Origin of the sequence: Bradyrhizobium sp. Rc3b (genome assembly GCF_900114915.1) — a bacterium.
Classification (GTDB): Bacteria; Pseudomonadota; Alphaproteobacteria; order Rhizobiales; family Xanthobacteraceae; genus Bradyrhizobium.
This window is the reverse complement of record NZ_FOUS01000006.1, coordinates 266,078-283,399: the sequence shown is the minus strand read 5'-3', so window position 1 is coordinate 283,399 and position 17,322 is coordinate 266,078. Positions and strand designations below refer to the sequence as shown.

The window sequence follows — 17,322 nt, the reverse complement described above, 5'->3', positions numbered from 1 at the left end:
GATCAGTTCTTGCGCGGGGCGGAGGCGTTGGCATTCTCTTCCGCATAGTTCTGCGGGAAGGCGAGCGCGCTCGTCGCCGAGGGCGGCCTGGCCGCCTTGGTGTCGGCATCCGCCGATTTCTTTGCCGTCTTGGCGGCGTCATCCAGCAGCTTCTCGACCCGCACCAAAATGTCGGCGCCGCGCTTGGTCAGCACCGGCGGAGGACCCGGCTTGGTCTCCAGCACCTTCGGCGCCGCATTGGCCTGCGCGTTGCTCACGTGCTGCGGCGGCAGCTTCTGGCCCATGCCGATGCCGGGGATTTCCCGGACCTCGACGCCCTGATGCGCCGCGAGCATGATGTCGTGCCAGGTCTGCGCCGGCAGCGAGCCGCCGGTCATGCGGTTGGTCGGCGAGTAGTCGTCGTTGCCGTACCAGACCGCGCAGGTGAAATTACCAGTGTAGCCGACGAACCAGGCGTCGCGATACGCATTGGTCGTGCCGGTCTTGCCCGCGGTCGGAATGCCGTCGAGCGCGGCGCGGCGCGCGGTGCCTTCGCTGACGACGTGGCTCATCATGCCGGCCATGTCGGCGGCAACGGAGGCGGGGATCGCCTGCCGCGGCTTCGGGCCGTCGCGGTCCCAGCGCCAGACGAGGTCGCCGGCGCCGGTGCGCACTTCGAGCACCGAATGCGGCGTCACCGCCTTGCCGCGGTTGGGGAAGGTCGCGTAGGCGACCGCGTGCTCGAGCACGGTGACTTCGTCCGAGCCGATCGGCAGCGACGGCGTGTCGGGCAGCGGCGCCTTGAGGCCGAAGCGGCGCGCGACCTCGACGATCTTGGCGCGGCCGATCTTGGCCGGGTTCGGCGCCTTCGGCTGCTCCTTCTGGCCGATCGCGATCGACAGCTTCACCGGCACCACGTTGATCGAGCGCGTGATCGCCTGCGTCAGCGTCACCGAGCCGGAATACGAATGGCCATAGTTCTGAGGGCACCAATTGCCGATGCAGACCGGGCCGTCGACCACGATCGAGTTCGGCGTGAACCCGTTCAGCAGCGCGGTGGTGTAGACGTAGGGCTTGAACGAGGAGCCCGGTTGGCGATAGGCGTCGGTGGCGCGGTTGAACTGGCTGGCGCCGTAGTCGCGGCCACCGACCATGGCACGAATGCCGCCGTCGAGATCGGACACCACGGTCGCCGCTTGCGTCGCGTGATAATCGCGGCCGAACTGGCGCAGCTGGTTCTCGACCGCGTCTTCGGCGGCCTTCTGCACGTTGGTGTCGATGGCGAGGCGCACCACGAAGACGCGCTCGGTGTACGACTTCGGGAAGGTCTCGACCAGCTTGCGCATCTCGTCGAAGGCGTAGTCGAGATAGTAGTTCGGCGAGGCCTCGTCGCGGCGATCGACCGCGAAGGCCGGATTGCGGCGGGCGCCGAACACCTGGCCCTCGGTCATGAAGCCGGCATCGACGAGGTTGTCGAGCACGACGTTGGCGCGGGCGCGGGCGGCGGGCAGGTTGATGTGCGGTGCGTATTTCGTCGGGGCCTTGAACAGGCCGGCGAGCATCGCGGCTTCGGCCAGCGTCACGTCGCGCGCGGATTTGTTGAAGTAGAAATGCGCCGCGCCGTCGACGCCGAAGGTGCCGCCGCCCATATAGGCGCGATCGAGATAGAGCTTGAGGATCTCGTTTTTGGTCAGGCGCCATTCCAGCCAGACCGCGAGGAAGGCCTCGTTGACCTTGCGCTCGATGGTGCGCTCGTTGCTGAGGAACAGGTTCTTGGCGAGCTGCTGGGTAATCGACGAGCCGCCCTGGCGGACGCCGCCGGCTTGCGCGTTGGTGACGAGTGCGCGCGCGGTGCCGGCGATATCGATGCCGAAATGCTCGTAGAAGCGGCGGTCCTCGGTCGCCAGCGTCGCTTTGATCAGCACGTCCGGAAAGTCTTCCAGCGGGATCGAGTCGTTGTGCTTGATGCCGCGGCTGCCGATCGGGTTGCCGTAGCGGTCGAGGAAGCTCACGGCGAGATCGGATTTCTTCAGCCAGTCCTCGTCCGCGGTCTCGCGGAAGGCGGGGATGGCGAGGGTGAGCATCACCACCAGGCCGCCGAGGCCGAGGGTTGCTGCCTCCGACAGCGGCTCGATGAACACCCAGCGCTTCCAGCGTCCGACATAGAAGCGGTCCATGAAGGTCGAGTAGCGCTCGTAGAGCTCGCGGATGCCCTTGGCCGAGGAGAACAGCGAGGAGTCGATGCGCGCATCAAGGTCCAGGAAGAAATTCCGGACCTTCTGCTTCCAATGCGGTGGTATGATCTGGCGCACCTAGAACCCTTGAGGCTTGGTTCGAAAGCGTTCAAGCACCCGGCCGGGGGCGGCATCGAGACGTCTTGAGGGAATGTTGCGGCAAACCCAAGGCGCCCGGCCAGCATCCGAGGGACTTGCTGTTCCTTCTAGCCGAGCGGGGCCCATAAACCAATGGTCAGGCTCGCGATTTTGAACAACAGGCCTAATTGACCCCGGGTCATTACGGGCCTCAAAGGCGCCTTGCTTGCACCACCCCGGCCGCACGCCCTAGATGGCTTAAGCCGTAGCTCTTTCGAACCTTTGTTGAGGCGCATGACCGCAGTTCCCAAACGACCTTCAGGCCAGGAAGGATTCTTCTGGAAAACCAAGACGTTGGAAGAGATGTCGGCGGGCGAATGGGAAAGCCTGTGCGACGGCTGCGGGCGCTGCTGCCTGAACAAGCTCGAGGACGAGGACACCGGGCAGATCTATTTCACCCATATCGGCTGCAAGCTGCTCGATGGGATGAGCTGTGCCTGCAAGGACTATCCGAATCGCTCCGACAAGGTTCCTGACTGCGTCCGCCTAACCCCGGCCAATGTCCGCACCCTGAACTGGCTGCCGCCGAGCTGCGGCTACAAGCTCGTCGCCGAGGGGCGCGATCTCTATTGGTGGCATCCGCTGGTCTCCGGTGATCCCAACACCGTGCATGACGCCGGCGTCTCCGTGCGCGGCCGGGTCGAAGGCAGCGAGGACGAGATCCCGGACGAGGAGCTCGAGGACCACATCGTGCAATGGCCGGCCCTGCTGCCGAAACGGGCCCGCCTGAAGCGACGTCCGAAGGACTGAACCGTCGTCAGGTCTTGCGCGGTGATCACGTCTTCGGGATGGCCCGGGGGCGGGATGCACCCATGCGCCGCGGCGTCTGCCTGGGACAAACTTTGCTGTCTACATTGGGCTGCATAGAACGAATCCTTTGCGGCGTTGCGCCGCCCCACGACGTCCGAGCGAGATGAACAAGTTCGACCGGCAGAGCAGTTCTGCCGACATCCAGACTTTGCCTGACGATATCGCCGAGGAGCTGTCCCGGCTTCCGAGCGAAGTCATCAGCGTCGATGACGCGCCCTCCATCGCGCCGCCGGTGCCGCTGTCGCAGGACGAGGTCCGCACCATCGTCATCAGCTTGATGCTGACGATGTTCCTGGCGGCGCTCGACCAGACCATCGTGGCGACCGCGCTGCCGACCATCGGGCGCCAGTTCCAGGACGTCTCCAATCTCTCCTGGGTCATCACCGCGTATCTGCTCGCTTCAACGGCGGTGGCGCCGGTGTTCGGCACGCTCAGCGACATCTACGGCCGCCGCGTCATGATCATCATCTCGCTCAGCCTGTTCGTGGCGGGCTCGGTGCTGTGCGCGATCGCACCGAACATGCCGATGCTGATCCTGGCGCGCGGCCTTCAGGGGCTCGGCGGCGGCGGCATCATGCCGGTCGTGCAGACCGTGATCTCGGACGTCGTCTCCCCGCGCGAGCGCGGCCAGTACCAGGCCTATTTCTCCAGCGTCTGGATGGTTGGCGGCATTTTGGGCCCGGTCATCGGCGGCGTGTTCGCCGAGCATCTGCACTGGTCGATGATCTTCTGGATCAACCTGCCGCTCGCGGCTGCGGCGATCGTGATGCTGCTGCCGAAGATGAAGAAGATCCCGGTGTTCCACCGCAAGCGCAAGGTCGACTGGCTTGGCGGCGTGCTGTTGATGGCCTCCGCCGTCGTCTTCATGCTGGTGCTGACCTGGGGCGGTTCGCGCTACCCCTGGCTGTCGCCGACCGTGCTGGCGATGGTGGGCGGCGCCGTCGCGCTCGCGGTCAGCTTCGTCTGGCACGCCCGGCGGGCCGACGAGCCGTTCCTGCCATTGAAGCTGCTGACTGGATCGGTGGCGCCGTTCGCGCTGACCGCCGGCGGCTGCGGGCTCGGGGCGATCACCGGCCTCACCGTGCAGCTGCCGCTGTATTACGAGTCGGTCTACCATTTGAGCGCAAGCGAGGCCGGCCTCGCGCTGATCCCGCTCGCGGCGGTCTCGACCGTCGGCGCGGCCGTCGCCGGCCGCACCATGGCCCGTGCCAAGCACTACAAGCGCGTCGCGATCATCGGCACCTCCTGGGCCGCGCTGTGCGGCCTCGGCCTCACGCTCACCACCCTGCCGCTGTGGGGCTTGCTGACACTGATGGCGGCATTCGCGCTCGGGCTCGGCACCACCTTCCCGGTGTGCGTCGTCTCGCTGCAGAACTCGGTGGCGCGCCCGCAGGTCGGCACCATCACCGGCGCGATGAACTTCTTCCGCTCGCTGATGTCCTCGTTCACGGTCGCCGCGTTCGCCGCGATCCTGCTGATCGCGCTCGGCATCGACGTGCCGCTCGCCGGCGAGCACCACGCCGCAGGCGCCGTCGCTATCCCCGCTGACGACATGCGCCACGCCTTCCGCTACGTGTTCGGCGCCGCCACGGCGTTGATGACCATCGCCGCGCTGTGCCTGATCGCGATGGAGGAGCGGCCGCTGGCCGGTCCCGCCACGGCGCAGCCGGTGGAGATGGCGGAGTAGGCGCCTAAAGCGCGATGCGATGAGGATGAATCGTCATCGCGCTTTAGGTTGTTGTTTAAGCATGATCTCTTCGGAAAACCGCTGCGCACTTTTCCGGATCATGCTCTAGCCGCCGCGATCGGGATCGTCGTCGGCATTGCCCGCGCCCGTCTTCCGCGCTTTCGCCGCAAGCTGCTCTTTGAGCTGCGCCAGCGCGCCGGCGGACCAGTCATGGACATCGGTCACTGCGATCCAGGCATCGACATAATGCTCGGGCGCGTAGACATGGCCAAAGCCCATCGGCGTGTTGGTCGCAACCGCCATGTCGAGGGCGAGCTGGAGCATCGTCACGATCGGATACCAACGCAGCTCCGGTGACACGTCCGGCCCGCGCGGCGCGCTCATCCAGGCCGGGGCCTGGTAGGCATCGCGATAAGCGAAGAACGTGATCGCGTCGCTGGCATATTGCAGGTAGACGACGCGCATCGGACCCCACGGCGCGTCTGCGGGGACCGTCGGTCCGTTCTGGTTCATGAAGCGCACGAAGCGGTTGTCGCGGAATTCCGGCAGCCACGCCGGCGATCCCGGATTGCGGTTCGCAGTGATCGAGCGCCAGAAGCGGCTCTCGAACGGCGCCCCGCTCCATAGCGCGCCGGCGATGGGATCGCCGATCATCTCGAACAGCTCCGCGGATTTCTCCGAATTCATGGCCCCAAGGCTGAGCCCGTGCAGATACAGTTTCGGCCGCCTGTCCTTCGGCAGCGTCGTCCAGTAGCCGTAGATCTCCGCGAACAGCGCGCGCGCCGCCTCCGCGCCGTATTCGGGCTGAAACAACAGCGACATCGGGCTGTTGAGATAGGAGTACTGCATTGCGACGCTGGCGACGTCGCCATGGTGGAGATATTCGACGGTGTCCATCGCAGCAGGGTCGATCCAGCCGGTGCCGGTCGGCGTGACGACGATCAGGATCTTGCGATCAAAACCGTGCTGGCGCTTGAGCTCCTCGAGTGCAAGCCTGGCACGCGCCTGCGCGGTGGCGCCGCCGGCGAGGCCCACATAGACCCGGATCGGGTCCTGCGCCGGCCTTCCGCTGACGGCGCTGATCTCGGTTGCGTTCGGACCCGAGGCAATGAAGCGGCGCCCCATGCGCCCGAGCTCTTGCCACTTCACCAGTGATGCCAGGCTTCCGGTCCGACCGGGATCAGTCGGCTGCGGCCGCTCGGGCTCGAGCAGGACGTCGAGTTCGCGGAAGGAGGAGTCGAGTGCGCGAAACGCCGCGTTGATCAGGACATTGCTGGCGATCGACCAGAACAGCAGGCCCGCGGCGAGCACGCCGATGACGTTGGCGAGCTTCCGCGGAATGACGCGCCTCGTATGCTCGGCGAGGAAGCGGGCGAGGAGCGTGAACAGCCGCCCCAGCACCAGCAGCACGACGAAGGTTATCAGGGCGATGATGCAGACCTTGAGCGGATGCGCGGTCTCGACCGGCGCCATCTTCATCACGGCGCGGATCGAGTTCTGCCATTCGGCTGCTCGCCACAGAAAGACGATGACGACGAGCAGGCAGGCGGCTGCCGCCAGCGCATTCGCAATCGATCTGGCGCGCGCCGACGGCTCAGGCAGCTCGAGATAGTGCCACAGCCGCCGCCACAGCACGCCGGCGAAATAGCCGATCGCAAAGCAGCCGCCGGCGAGGACGCCTTGGGTGAGATAGCTCCTGGGGATCAGCGTCGGCGTCAGTGCAGCCGCGAAGGACAGCGCGCCAAGCATGAGGCCGACGCCGGATAGCGAGAGGAGTTGCCGCCGAATGAACCGCGCCAGATTCATCAAAACGCCTCCCGGGCGAACTTGTCCTCAGGGCTTGTCTGAAAAGCTGCTCTTGCGCGGCAGCACGATCGTGAATTCGGTGAACTCGCCGGGCGCGGTCGCGACGTCGATCGTGCCGCCATGCTGCTTCACCACGATGTCGTGGCTCATCGACAGCCCGAGGCCGGTGCCTTCACCGGCCGGCTTGGTGGTGAAGAACGGATTGAACATCTTCTCCTTCACCTCGTCCGGGATGCCGGTGCCGTTGTCGCGGATGCGGATCTCGACGTGCTCGCCGCGGTCACGGGTGGCGGCGGTCACGACCGGCTCGTAACCGGCCGCCTCGGTCTCCGCCTTGCGCTTGGCGACCGCATGGAATCCGTTTCCGATCAGGTTCAGCAGCACCCTCGTGATCTCCTGCGGGAACACGTCGGCCGAGCCTGCCGCCGGATCGAGCTCGCGTTTGAGCGTCACGTCGAACTGCGGCTTCTCGGCCCGTGCGCCGTGATAGGCGAGGTTGAGGCTCTCCTCGACCACGGCGTTGACGTCGCTCAACCGATGTTCGCCGCCGCCCTCGCGCGAATGCAGCAGCATGTTCTTGACGATGGAGTCGGCGCGCCGTCCGTGCTGGACGATTTTCCCGAGATTGTCCTTGAGAAGCCCGGTGAGCTCGTCGACTTCGCCGCGGATATCGTCCGCGAGCGTCACGGGCGCGAGCACCTCGTTCAGCTCGTCGGTCAATTCGGCGGACAGCGAGGCAAAATTGTTGACGAAGTTGAGCGGGTTCTTGATCTCGTGCGCGATGCCGGCGGTGAGCTGGCCGAGGGAAGCCAGCTTCTCGGTCTGGATCAGGCGATCCTGCGCCGCGCGCAAATCGTCGAGCGACTTCGCAAGCTCCCGGGTGCGGTCCTGCACTTCGTCGAAGAGGCGCACATTCTCGATCGCGATGACGGCTTGGTCGGCGAAACTGGTAACGAGTTCGATTTGCTTTTCGCTAAACGGCCGGATCGCGCGACGTGCGAGAACAATAGCGCCAACGGTGCTGCCTTCGCGCAGTAGGGGCACACCCAGGAAGCTACGCGGATTGCCGCTCAATTCCTGGCCTTCAAAGGAGTAATCGGGATCCTCGAGCACATCGGTGACATGAACAACCTTGTCGCCGAGCAGGGTCCTGCCCGTGATGGTGCGCCTATCCGGCCGGACCGGAAGGTCTCTTACATATTCGACGAATTTGGCTGGAAAGCCGTAGGAGCCCGCCCGGAAATAGGAGCTGCCGGATTTGCGGGTAATCGCCGCCATATCGGCTTCGCATAGTCGCGCCGCCGATTCGACCAGCGTATCGAGCACGGCCTGCAAGTCGAACGCCGAGCGGCTGATAACCTTGAGCACGTCGGCAGTCGCCGTTTGTTGTTGCAGCGACTCGGTCAAATTCTCGGTGCGCTGACGCAATTCACTGAGTAGCCGCGCGTTCTCGATGGCGATCACGGCTTGCGCCGCGAACTGGTTCAGCAGGGTGATCTGCTTCTCCGAGAACCGTCGGCTCTCCTGCCTGAAGATCATGACGTTGCCGACCACGCGCTCATCCTGAAGCAACGGCACCGCGAGCAGGCAGCGGGCGCCGCCGAGATCGACCAGCGCCCGACCATTCGGCTCGCCGCTGCGATAGACGTCTGACTCCAGCAGGTCGACAATTTCGACGAACGGTTCGCCCTTCAAAAGCCGCGCGGGCGCGGTGGCCGAACCATAGTTGAGGGGCGCCTTGCGCCTGTATTCATCGTAAGCAGGGGGCAGTCCGTAAGTGGCGGCTGTGCGGAACTGCGTGCCGTCGTAGGTGTTGAGCACGCCGAAACTGGCGCCGCAGAGCTGCATTGCCTTGCTGAGCATCGCCTCGAATACCGGCGCGAGATCCCCGGCCGATCTGCTGATGACGCTGAGCACCTCCGATGTTGCAGTCTGCTGCTCCAGTGACTCTGCGAGTTCGTGCGTCCGCGCCTGCACCTCGTTGAACAGGCGCGTGTTCTCGATCGCGATCACGGCCTGGTCGGCAAAGGTCTTGAGCAGGTTGATGGCCTTGTCCGGGAATTGGCCGGCTTGCGGCCGCGTCACGGCGATGGTGCCGATTGCGACGCCGTCGCGCAGCATCGGCACCGCGAGGATGCTGCGATAGCCCCGCGTCCGCGCCAGCTCCTTCATGGCCTCGGTGAGATCAGGCTCGTTCTGCATGTCGCTGCGGAAGGCATATTCTCCGCTTCGAGCCACCCGGCTGTGAATGCCCGGCGACGACAGCGGTGCGGGGAACGAGCTGAGCAGATCGGCATTGCCGGCTGCATTATCCGTGGTGAAGGCGGCCAGATGCAGCTTGCCGTCGACCACGCGGGTGACGGTGGACGAATGTCCGCCGATCAGCGTCTTGGCGCTGTCGGAGATGGCCTGGAACACCGGCGTGACGTCGGCAGGCGAAGCCGCGATCACCTTGAGGATGTCGGCGGTCGCGGTCTGACGCTCCAGCGCCTCCCGCGTCGCATTGAACAGGCTGACATTCTTGATGGCGATCACCGCCTGGTCGGCGAAGGTCTGCAGCAGCCGCACATGATGTTCAGTGAAGGCGCCGGTCGCACGGCGCGTCGCGATGATGACGCCGATCGCTTCGCCCTCGCTCATCAGCGGCGCGAACAGCATGCTGCGATAGCCGCGGGCGCGGGCGATGTCGCGCGCGGCCGGCTCGAGCTCGGTGTCGGGCAGTTGCGCCGCTGCACCCTTGGCCACGAGCTGGTAGGGCGGGAACTGCGCGAACGGCACCGGGAACGAGGCCTGCAGCACGTGATCGCCGGCCGGATCGGTCGGCGTGAACGCGGCAAGGTGCGCAGCGCCGTCGACATAGCGCAGCACGGCCGTGGAGAAGCCGCCGATCAGCCGGTTGGCGTTGGCCGCAATGGCCTCGAACACCGGCTGCTCGTCCGACGGCGAGGCCGCCATCACCTTCAAAATGTCCGCCGTGGCGGTCTGGCGCTCCAGTGCCTCGCGCGTCGTGTTGAACAGCCGTGCATTCTCGATCGCAATCACGGCCTGGTCGGCAAGGGTCTGGAGCAGCTGCACGAGGTCGGGTGCGAACGCGCCAGGCTCGGCGCGGGTGACGCTGATCATGCCGACCGGCGTGCCCCGGTTCATCAGCGGCATGAACAGCACGCTGCGGAAGCCGCGCAGCCGCGCCAGATCGCGGTTCAGCTGCGGCACGTCGGCGGCTTCGCTGTCGGGAAACTGGATCGTCTCGCCGCCGCGTACCAGCGCAAAGGTCGGAAACTCCGTGATCTTGCGCGGGAACGACGACTTGAGCCCTTCGTCGGCCTCCGGGCTGGTCGGCGTGTAGGCCACGAGGTGCAGCTCGTCGCCGATGAACTGGAGCACGGTGGCGGAGAAACCGTCCAGCAAACGCTTGGAACTCGACGCGATCGCCTCGAACACCGGCCGGGCATCGGAGGGCGAGGCCGCGATGGTCCGCAGGATCTCCGCGCTGGCGCTTTGGCGATCCCGCGCAGTTGCCAGCGCGTTGCGCAGTTGCGCATTCTCGGCTGCGAGCTCATCGGCGATGTCATGGGAAAGGTTGGTCATTTGCAATCCGGCTTGATGCCGCGACAGGCGCGGCACCGAGGCGGATTATCACATTCCCTGCGGCCGGAGCCAGCGTCTGGCTTGCCTCACGTGCCCGGCCGCGACACCTCCGTCTCCTTGCTGGTGATGAACTCCAGCAGCACCGGGATGCCTTCCTTCGTCTTCTCGATGCCGCGCTTGATCGCGGGGATGATGTCCTCCGGCCTCGTCACCCGCTCGCCATAGCCGCCGAAGGCGCGCGCCATTGCGGCGTAGTCGCCGGAAATGTCGGTCGAGCGATATTTTTCGGTCGAGACCGGCATCACCTTCAATTCGATCGCCATGGAGAAATTGTTGAGCAGGATCGACATGATCGGGATGCGCTCGCGCACCGCGGTCTCGAAATCCATGCCGGTGAAGCCGATCGCCGCATCGCCCCAGACGTTGATGCAGAGCTTGTCGGGCTTTGCCAGTTTCGCCCCCATCGCCAGGCCGAGGCCGTAGCCGAGCTGCGTCGTCTTTCCCCAGCCGAGATAGGTGAGGGGTTTTACCGATTTCCAGAACGGCGAGAGCTGGTCGCGCGGACTGCCGGCATCATGCGTGATGACAGTGTTCTCGATGTCGACGGTGTGCTGGAGATCCCACAGCACGCGATACGGGCTGAGCGGCGCGTCATTGCTGGTGAGCTTCGGCATCCATTTCGCCAGCCACTCCTTGTGCGAGGCCGCGATCTCGGCCGCGACCGCTGACGCATCGCGATCAGCAGTGACGGTCTTGCCGATCTCCTCCAGCAGCGCGTCGAGCACGAGGCCGGCGTCGCCGACCAGGCCGATCTTCGCCTCTACATCCTTGTTGAGATGGTTGGGATCGAGCGTGGAATGGATGATGGTCTTGCCCTTCGGCATCGCGATGCCGAAGTTCGTTTCCGTGAAGGAGCAGCCGATGCCGAAGATGATGTCGGCCTCGGCGAGGAATTTTGGCACTGCGCGCGGCACCGCAAGTCCGCCGGAGCCGAGCGAGAGCGGATGCGTTTCCGGGAACGACGATTTTCCGCCTAGGCTGGTGGTGACGGGGATCGCCAGCCGCTCCGCGAGCCGCTTCAACTGCGGCCAGGCCCGCGCGTAATGCACGCCCTGGCCGGCATAGATCACCGCACGCTTGGCGTTGACGAGCAGGGCTGCCGCCTCCTTCACATGCACGGGGTCGGCGCCGTAGCGGGTGCGCAGCACCGGCCTGTAGTCGAGCGGCTCCGGCACCTCCTCGTTCCACATGTCCGAGGGGATTTCGACGATCACGGGACCGCCGCGGCCGTTCTTCAGCTTGGTGAAGGCGCGGCGGAAGATGTTGGCGACCTCGGCGGCCAGAATGATCGGCTCCGACGATTTCGAAAACGGCTTCATCGCCTCGCTGGAATTGAAGTTCGGCTCGACATGCGCAAGCCTGCGCTGATAACCCATCGGCAGCACCAGCACGGGCACGGATTCGCCAAAGCACTGCGCGACGCCGCCCATCGCATTCTCCGCGCCGGGTCCATGCTGCATGCAGAACGCGCCGATGCTGTGCCCCGAGGTCACGCGCGAGATCGCATCCGCCATGTGGATGCCGACGCGCTCCTGCCGCACCATCACCGGGCGGATCTCGGCCTTGGCCGCATGCTCGATCAGATGGTTGACCGGATAGCCGCAGAGGATCTCGATTCCCTCGCGCCTCATGATTTCCGCAATGGCGGTGCCGAGCTTCATGGCGTCTCTCTCCCTTGAGGCTTGACCGGTTGATCCGGCGATTACGGGGAGAGGATCAGGAAATTCAGGAGGCGTAAAGCACGGTGGATCACACCGGCGGGTAGGTCAGCCATGCAGAACGCGCGCGCAGGACGGGGCGCCATCGTGACGTTGAGATTCGCCGCGCCGTCTCACCATTGATCAGAATGTCGCGACGAGACGTACTCATGCGCTGCGCTGCTGTCGCAATAGGGAACTCACCGCATCCGGCTTGCTTCCGAATTGGCATCTGTAATCGTTGCCGTGCGAATTTGAAACCGCGCACCGATGCAAAGGGGATTCGGTTTGACAGTCACGGATGCTCGAAGCACGCTGCGTCGACATTGCGAAGGGGGGCATATCGACATGATCGAGCTCAGGGTGAACGGGATCAACCGCAGCGTCGACGTTGTTCCCGAGATAGCCGGGCAGCCTTGTCCGAACTGATGCGTTCCCCGCGTCGCACCAGCGCGACCCCACACGGCGTCATCGAAAGGAAGGAAACGTGACCCAGCATGTCCTCTTCATCGTCACCAACGCAGCCGTGATCGGTCCGCATAGCCGCAAGACCGGATTCTTTTTCGCCGAGATCGCCCATCCTTTCGAAGTGCTTGACAAGGCCGGGGTCGCGGTCGAGTTCGCATCCCCGGCCGGGGGATGGACGCCCTACGATGCGTATGACGAGAAAGATCCCGCCCAGAGAGATTTTCTCGCGAGCAAGGCCTTTCGTCGCCTGAATCACAGTCGCAGACTGTCCGAGGTGGACGCTGCCGACTACGACGCCATCCTGGTGCCCGGCGGTCTTGGGCCCATGGTGGACATCCAGCGCAATGCAACGGTCCAGAGTGCCGTCGTGCGCGCCTGGACCACCGGCAAGCTCGTCGCCGCTGTTTGTCACGGGCCGTGCGCGCTGCTCGGCGTCAACCTCGGTGATGGCACCCCGTTCGTGCGCGGCAAGAAGCTCACGTCCTTCTCGAGGAAGGAAGAATACGACTACGCCCGCGATGATGTGCCTTACGAGCTCGAGGACGCGTTGAGGGCCGAGGGCGCCGACTACTCGTCGGCCGCCAATTGGCAACCTCACGTCGTCGTCGATGGCCGGCTCATCACGGGGCAGAACCCCGCTTCGGCCGGACCGTTGGGAAAAGAGTTGCTGTCCGCCCTTAAGGATCGGTGACGTCCTATCTGCAGCCCTGGCAGATCATCAGCTTTCGCTTTAACGCCCCATCTTCCTGATCGGGGCCATCCGCATCCGCGTGGGACCCGGTGTTCTTTGCGGCGCGTGACTTCATTGGCGGCGTCGCCTGGTGCGGGGCGTCATTGTCATCGACGGTGCCGATGCTGAAGCCGTCGTAGTCGGCGGCCGGATTCGGTATCGCTTGAGGCCGGCCTATCGTGGGTGTCGAAGTCTCTCTGCCGGACGCCGCCGGCGGAGCCCTGTTTGTCGTCACGCGTGCCGGCTTGGTGGCACCCGGACGCGGCGACGCATCGGGCGCAGCAAGCGAAACCGGCGGGGCGACCGAAGTCTGGCTTCTCGCGTTCTGGTGCGGCCATGCGACGACAAACATGAGGCCGAGAGCCAGGAGCGTCACGCGTCTCATCCGCATCCTTTCGGCAGCTCAGGTTCAACGATCGATGGCATGGCCCGCCGAACCACGACGCGGACAGAGTATCAGGACCAGCCTTGCCGTCAAAGCGTCATGGCCCGGACAGCGCGCTGCGCCATCCGGGCGGTATTCGGCTGCATGGCCCGACAGGCAAGACCTGCCGGCGCCGGGCGAAGCGCGCCTCGTCGGCTCAGATCAGCGTGCCCGCATGGAAGCTTGCTTGGGCGAGCAGCGATTGAATCACGACATTGTCGCCGGGACCGCCATCCAGCACGTCGAGGCCGCCGCCGCCGATCAGCACATCGTCGCCGACCCCGCCGAGCAGCGTGTCGTTGCCGGCGCTGCCGATGAGCACGTCGTCGCCGCCACCGCCGTCGAAGACCAGATGCGGCCCGCCGGGGCCGGCGCCCGACGCCTCGATCACGTCGTCCCCGCTGAGGCCGTTGATGGTGATGGTGTCGTTGAAGTCGAAATTCTCGATCACCATTTGGCTTGCCAGGCCGTCGATCACCAGCGCGCCGTTGCTGTTGAGCGACAGCGTGATGACGTCGTCGCCGGTGGTGCCGTTGATCACGATGTTGTCGGCCGCTTCGTCGCCGCCGGGAGTGCCGGGGACGCCGCCAAGGTCGATCTTCACCTGCGTCACGTCGGTGCCGCTCATGTCGCCGACAATGATCTTGTCGGCGCCGCCGCGGGCATTGAACGCGATCGTCTCGACGCCGCCCGTGTCCATCGTGATTGAGCCGACGTCGCGCGTCAGCTCGGCGCGGGAGCCGCTCGCGAAGATGTTGATGGTTTCCGCGATGTTGGCGCCGTTGAACAGCAGGGTGTCGCTGCCGGCCTGGCCCTCGATCGTGTCGTTGTCGTCGCCCGGATTCCAGACGAAGGTGTCATTGCCCGCGCCCATCAGCGCGACATCGTTGCCGTCGCCGCCGTTGATCAGGTCGTCGCCCTGGCTGCCAATGATGGTGTCGTTACCGATGCCGCCGTTGATCGTCAGCTGCAGCACGCCGGCGGCGAGCCCGCTGGCGTCGATGGTGTCGTCGCCGGCAAGGCCATTGAGCGTCAGCTGATCGGTTGCGTCCATTGCGGTCAGGTGGCTGGCCGCGTGCAGGCCGAACACCGTGACGCCGGCGGCATTGCCGCTGACGCCGAACGTATCGGCCCCCTGGGTCGCATCGACCGCGACGGTATCGACGGCGCCGTCGGGCGTTCCGGCCGAACCGCCGAGGTCGATGTTCACCCGCGTCACGTCGGTGCCGGTCAGATCACCGACCGTGACATGATCGCTCCCGCCCAGCGCGTGGATATCGACCTGCTCGACCCCGTGCAGGTCCATCGTGATGTTTGCGACATCGCGCGTCAGCAGCGCGCGATCGCCGTTGGCGGCAATGGCGATGTTCTCGGCAATGTTGGCGCCGAAGAACCGCAGCGCGTCGACGCCGGTGCCGCCCTCGACGGTGTCGCTGCCGTCGCCCGGATTCCATTGGACGATATCGTTGCCGGCGCCCAGCAGGGCGACGTCGTTACCCTGGTTGCCGTCGATGAAATCATTGCCGTCGCCGCCGATCAGCGTGTCGTTGCCGGCGCTGCCGAGGATCGTATCGTTGCCGGCGCCGCCATCGATCGTCAGGTGCACGATCCCTGCGACCAATGCCGCCGCCGAGATCGTGTCGTTGCCGCCGAGGCCTTGGATGAGAAGCGCATCGTTCGCGCCTTCCGCACTGGTGATGGCGACAGCGGCCGGCAATCCCGTGATCGCAACCGAATTGCCGGAGCCGGACACCTCGATGGTATCGGCGCTGCGGGCGCCTTCGAGCGTCACGGTATCGGCCGCCCCGTCTCCGGTGCCGCCTGATCCGAGATCGATATTGACCTGCCTGACGTCGGTTCTCGTCAGGTCGCTGACGACGATGTTGTCGCTGCCGCCCTGCGCGTTGATGGTGACGGTTTCGATGCCGTCGAGGTCCATCGTGATGTTGCCGACATTGCGGGTCAGCAGCGTGCGTCCGTCATGGGCAGCGGACAGGGTGATCTCCTCACCGATGTTCGAGCCGTTGAACAACAGGGTGTCGGTGCCGGCCTGTCCTTCGACCTTGTCGCTGCCGTCGCCGGGATCCCACTGGAAGGTATCGTTGCCGGCGCCGAGCAGGGCGGTGTCGTTGCCTTGATTGCCGTCGATGAAGTCGTTGCCATCGCCGCCCAGCAGGCGGTCCGCGCCGTTGCCGCCGAGGATCGTGTCGTTGCCGGCCCCGCCGTCGATCGTCAGATTGATCAGTGCGGCGAGATTGCCAGTTGCGGTGACGACGTCGTCGCCGCCGCCGGCCTTGAGCACGAGGTTCTCGGTGGTGCCGATGTCCAGCGAGAACGGGGCCACATCGACCCGGTCGAAGCGCACGCGCGTCCCGTTGGCCATGATGGCGAAGGTCTCGCCGCCGTTGCCGCCGTTCACCTCGGCGGTGTCGATGCCTTCGCCGCCTTCCATCAGGTCGCTGTCGTCGCCGGGGTTCCAGATCATGCGGTCGTTGCCCGCTTCGCCGAACATCTGGTCGTTACCGTCGCCGCCGATCAGCACGTCATTGCCGGAGCCGCCGAACAGCAAATCGTTGCCGCCCTTGCCGAACAGCGTGTCGTGACCGGACTGGCCGAACAGCATGTCGCCAGCGGATCCGCCGGTCAGCGTATCGTTGCCCGCGCCGCCGAACAGGTTCGCCGCAGGCATCGCGCCGTTGCTCTCGTCTATCGTGATGATGTCGTTGCCGTCGAGGCCGAAGGCCTGGATCAATTTGGTGTTGGCGACCGTCGCGGGGCCACCCTTGATTGCGACCGCGCCATGGTTGACGACGATCGTCCCGGCTGGGTTGCGGCCCAACAAGACCGTGTTGTTGTGGCCGTTGCCAAAGACGCTGAGGATTCCGGCAGAAAAATTTGCTGTGACAGCCATATGCACTCGCTTTGCGTGATCGAAATGGGCCGTGCGGCGGTATTGCCGGGGCGAACGGCAGACGATCTCATCTGTAGGTCGGGATGCCGGTTCCGGCTTGACGAAGCTCTTCCGAGGGCCTCCTGTTTTTCTTGAGAACAGCTTGATTTTCGGGGGGACGGCCTGAGCGCGCGCCTCGTCCTTCGAGACGACCGCTTCGCGGTCTCCTCAGGATGAGGCTAACCGGCGCCGGTGCCATTGAGACTGCGTCCGCAGACTCAGTCCTCATCCTGAGGAGCCCGCCTAAAGCGGGCGTCTCGAAGGATGGCCGCAGATAAGACCTTGTCCAAGGCCGGACACGAATGGATCGGGTCTCGGAAGAGTTCATCCACCCCAACCACCATCCGTTGTGTTGCCCGACGGGCAAAGCACACCAGCGGTGGGTCCACCCCCGCGCGCCAAAATATTCGTATTTACAGAAATTCCGTTTTCCCGTATAAGCCGAAACATCCCGCCCGCCACAAGGGGCGTTTCGCGATCGTCACGGGACGCGGGCCGGGATGCGGTGGCCGCGACGGCGTCGGCGCGTCATGTTGGTTGCAGGGCGGGGAAACCCGTGAGCGGCGACAGGCGCGATACGACACGGCGCTGACAGCGTCTCTGTCCAGTCTCGATGGCGAGCGCACGCCAGCAATCGGGAATGCGGATGGGGATGTGCGCGGACGGAGAAGTCGTGTGGTCCTGACGCCCGGGGGCTGTGCGTCAAGTCCTGCGGTGATGTCGCGCCAACCGGCGCGCATCGATCATTCCC

General features: G+C 65.2%; 8 protein-coding genes. 3 read left to right on the top strand and 5 right to left on the bottom strand.

Annotated elements, in window-relative coordinates; genetic code table 11:
• Positions 1 to 2: 2 nt before the first annotated feature.
• The gene (locus BM190_RS16245) at positions 3 to 2,291 is read right to left on the bottom strand and encodes a transglycosylase domain-containing protein (protein ID WP_092256514.1); all 2,289 of its coding nucleotides are present in this window, start codon (positions 2,289 to 2,291) and stop codon (positions 3 to 5) included.
• A gap of 294 nt (positions 2,292 to 2,585) precedes the next feature.
• Between BM190_RS16245 and BM190_RS16240 the strand changes: the two genes are divergently transcribed.
• A complete protein-coding gene (locus BM190_RS16240) occupies positions 2,586 to 3,101 on the top strand; it encodes a YcgN family cysteine cluster protein (RefSeq protein ID WP_018315810.1) in 516 nt (171 codons plus the stop codon).
• Between the two features lie 163 nt (positions 3,102 to 3,264).
• On the top strand, positions 3,265 to 4,848 hold the full coding sequence (locus BM190_RS16235) for an MDR family MFS transporter (RefSeq protein ID WP_092256511.1): 1,584 nt from the start codon (positions 3,265 to 3,267) through the stop codon (positions 4,846 to 4,848).
• A 105-nt stretch (positions 4,849 to 4,953) separates the two neighbouring features.
• On the opposite strand, the gene BM190_RS16230 is transcribed toward BM190_RS16235, so the two are convergent.
• The 3 genes from BM190_RS16230 to BM190_RS16220 all read right to left on the bottom strand — a co-directional run bounded on the left by BM190_RS16230 (position 4,954) and on the right by BM190_RS16220 (position 12,005).
• Positions 4,954 to 6,654, bottom strand: a complete 1,701-nt coding sequence (locus BM190_RS16230) for an alpha/beta hydrolase (protein ID WP_177237103.1) — start codon at positions 6,652 to 6,654, stop codon at positions 4,954 to 4,956.
• 27 nt (positions 6,655 to 6,681) lie between these two features.
• Positions 6,682 to 10,242, bottom strand: a complete 3,561-nt coding sequence (locus tag BM190_RS16225; RefSeq protein ID WP_092256508.1) for a GAF domain-containing protein — start codon at positions 10,240 to 10,242, stop codon at positions 6,682 to 6,684.
• 86 nt (positions 10,243 to 10,328) lie between these two features.
• Positions 10,329 to 12,005, bottom strand: a complete 1,677-nt coding sequence (locus tag BM190_RS16220; protein ID WP_283806121.1) for a thiamine pyrophosphate-requiring protein — start codon at positions 12,003 to 12,005, stop codon at positions 10,329 to 10,331.
• Between the two features lie 481 nt (positions 12,006 to 12,486).
• On the opposite strand from BM190_RS16220, the gene BM190_RS16215 reads away from it, so the two are divergent.
• Positions 12,487 to 13,158, top strand: a complete 672-nt coding sequence (locus BM190_RS16215; protein WP_092256502.1) for a type 1 glutamine amidotransferase domain-containing protein — start codon at positions 12,487 to 12,489, stop codon at positions 13,156 to 13,158.
• 620 nt (positions 13,159 to 13,778) lie between these two features.
• Here BM190_RS16215 and BM190_RS16205 read toward each other — a convergent pair.
• Positions 13,779 to 16,532, bottom strand: a complete 2,754-nt coding sequence (locus BM190_RS16205) for a beta strand repeat-containing protein (RefSeq protein WP_092256496.1) — start codon at positions 16,530 to 16,532, stop codon at positions 13,779 to 13,781.
• Positions 16,533 to 17,322: the final 790 nt, after the last annotated feature.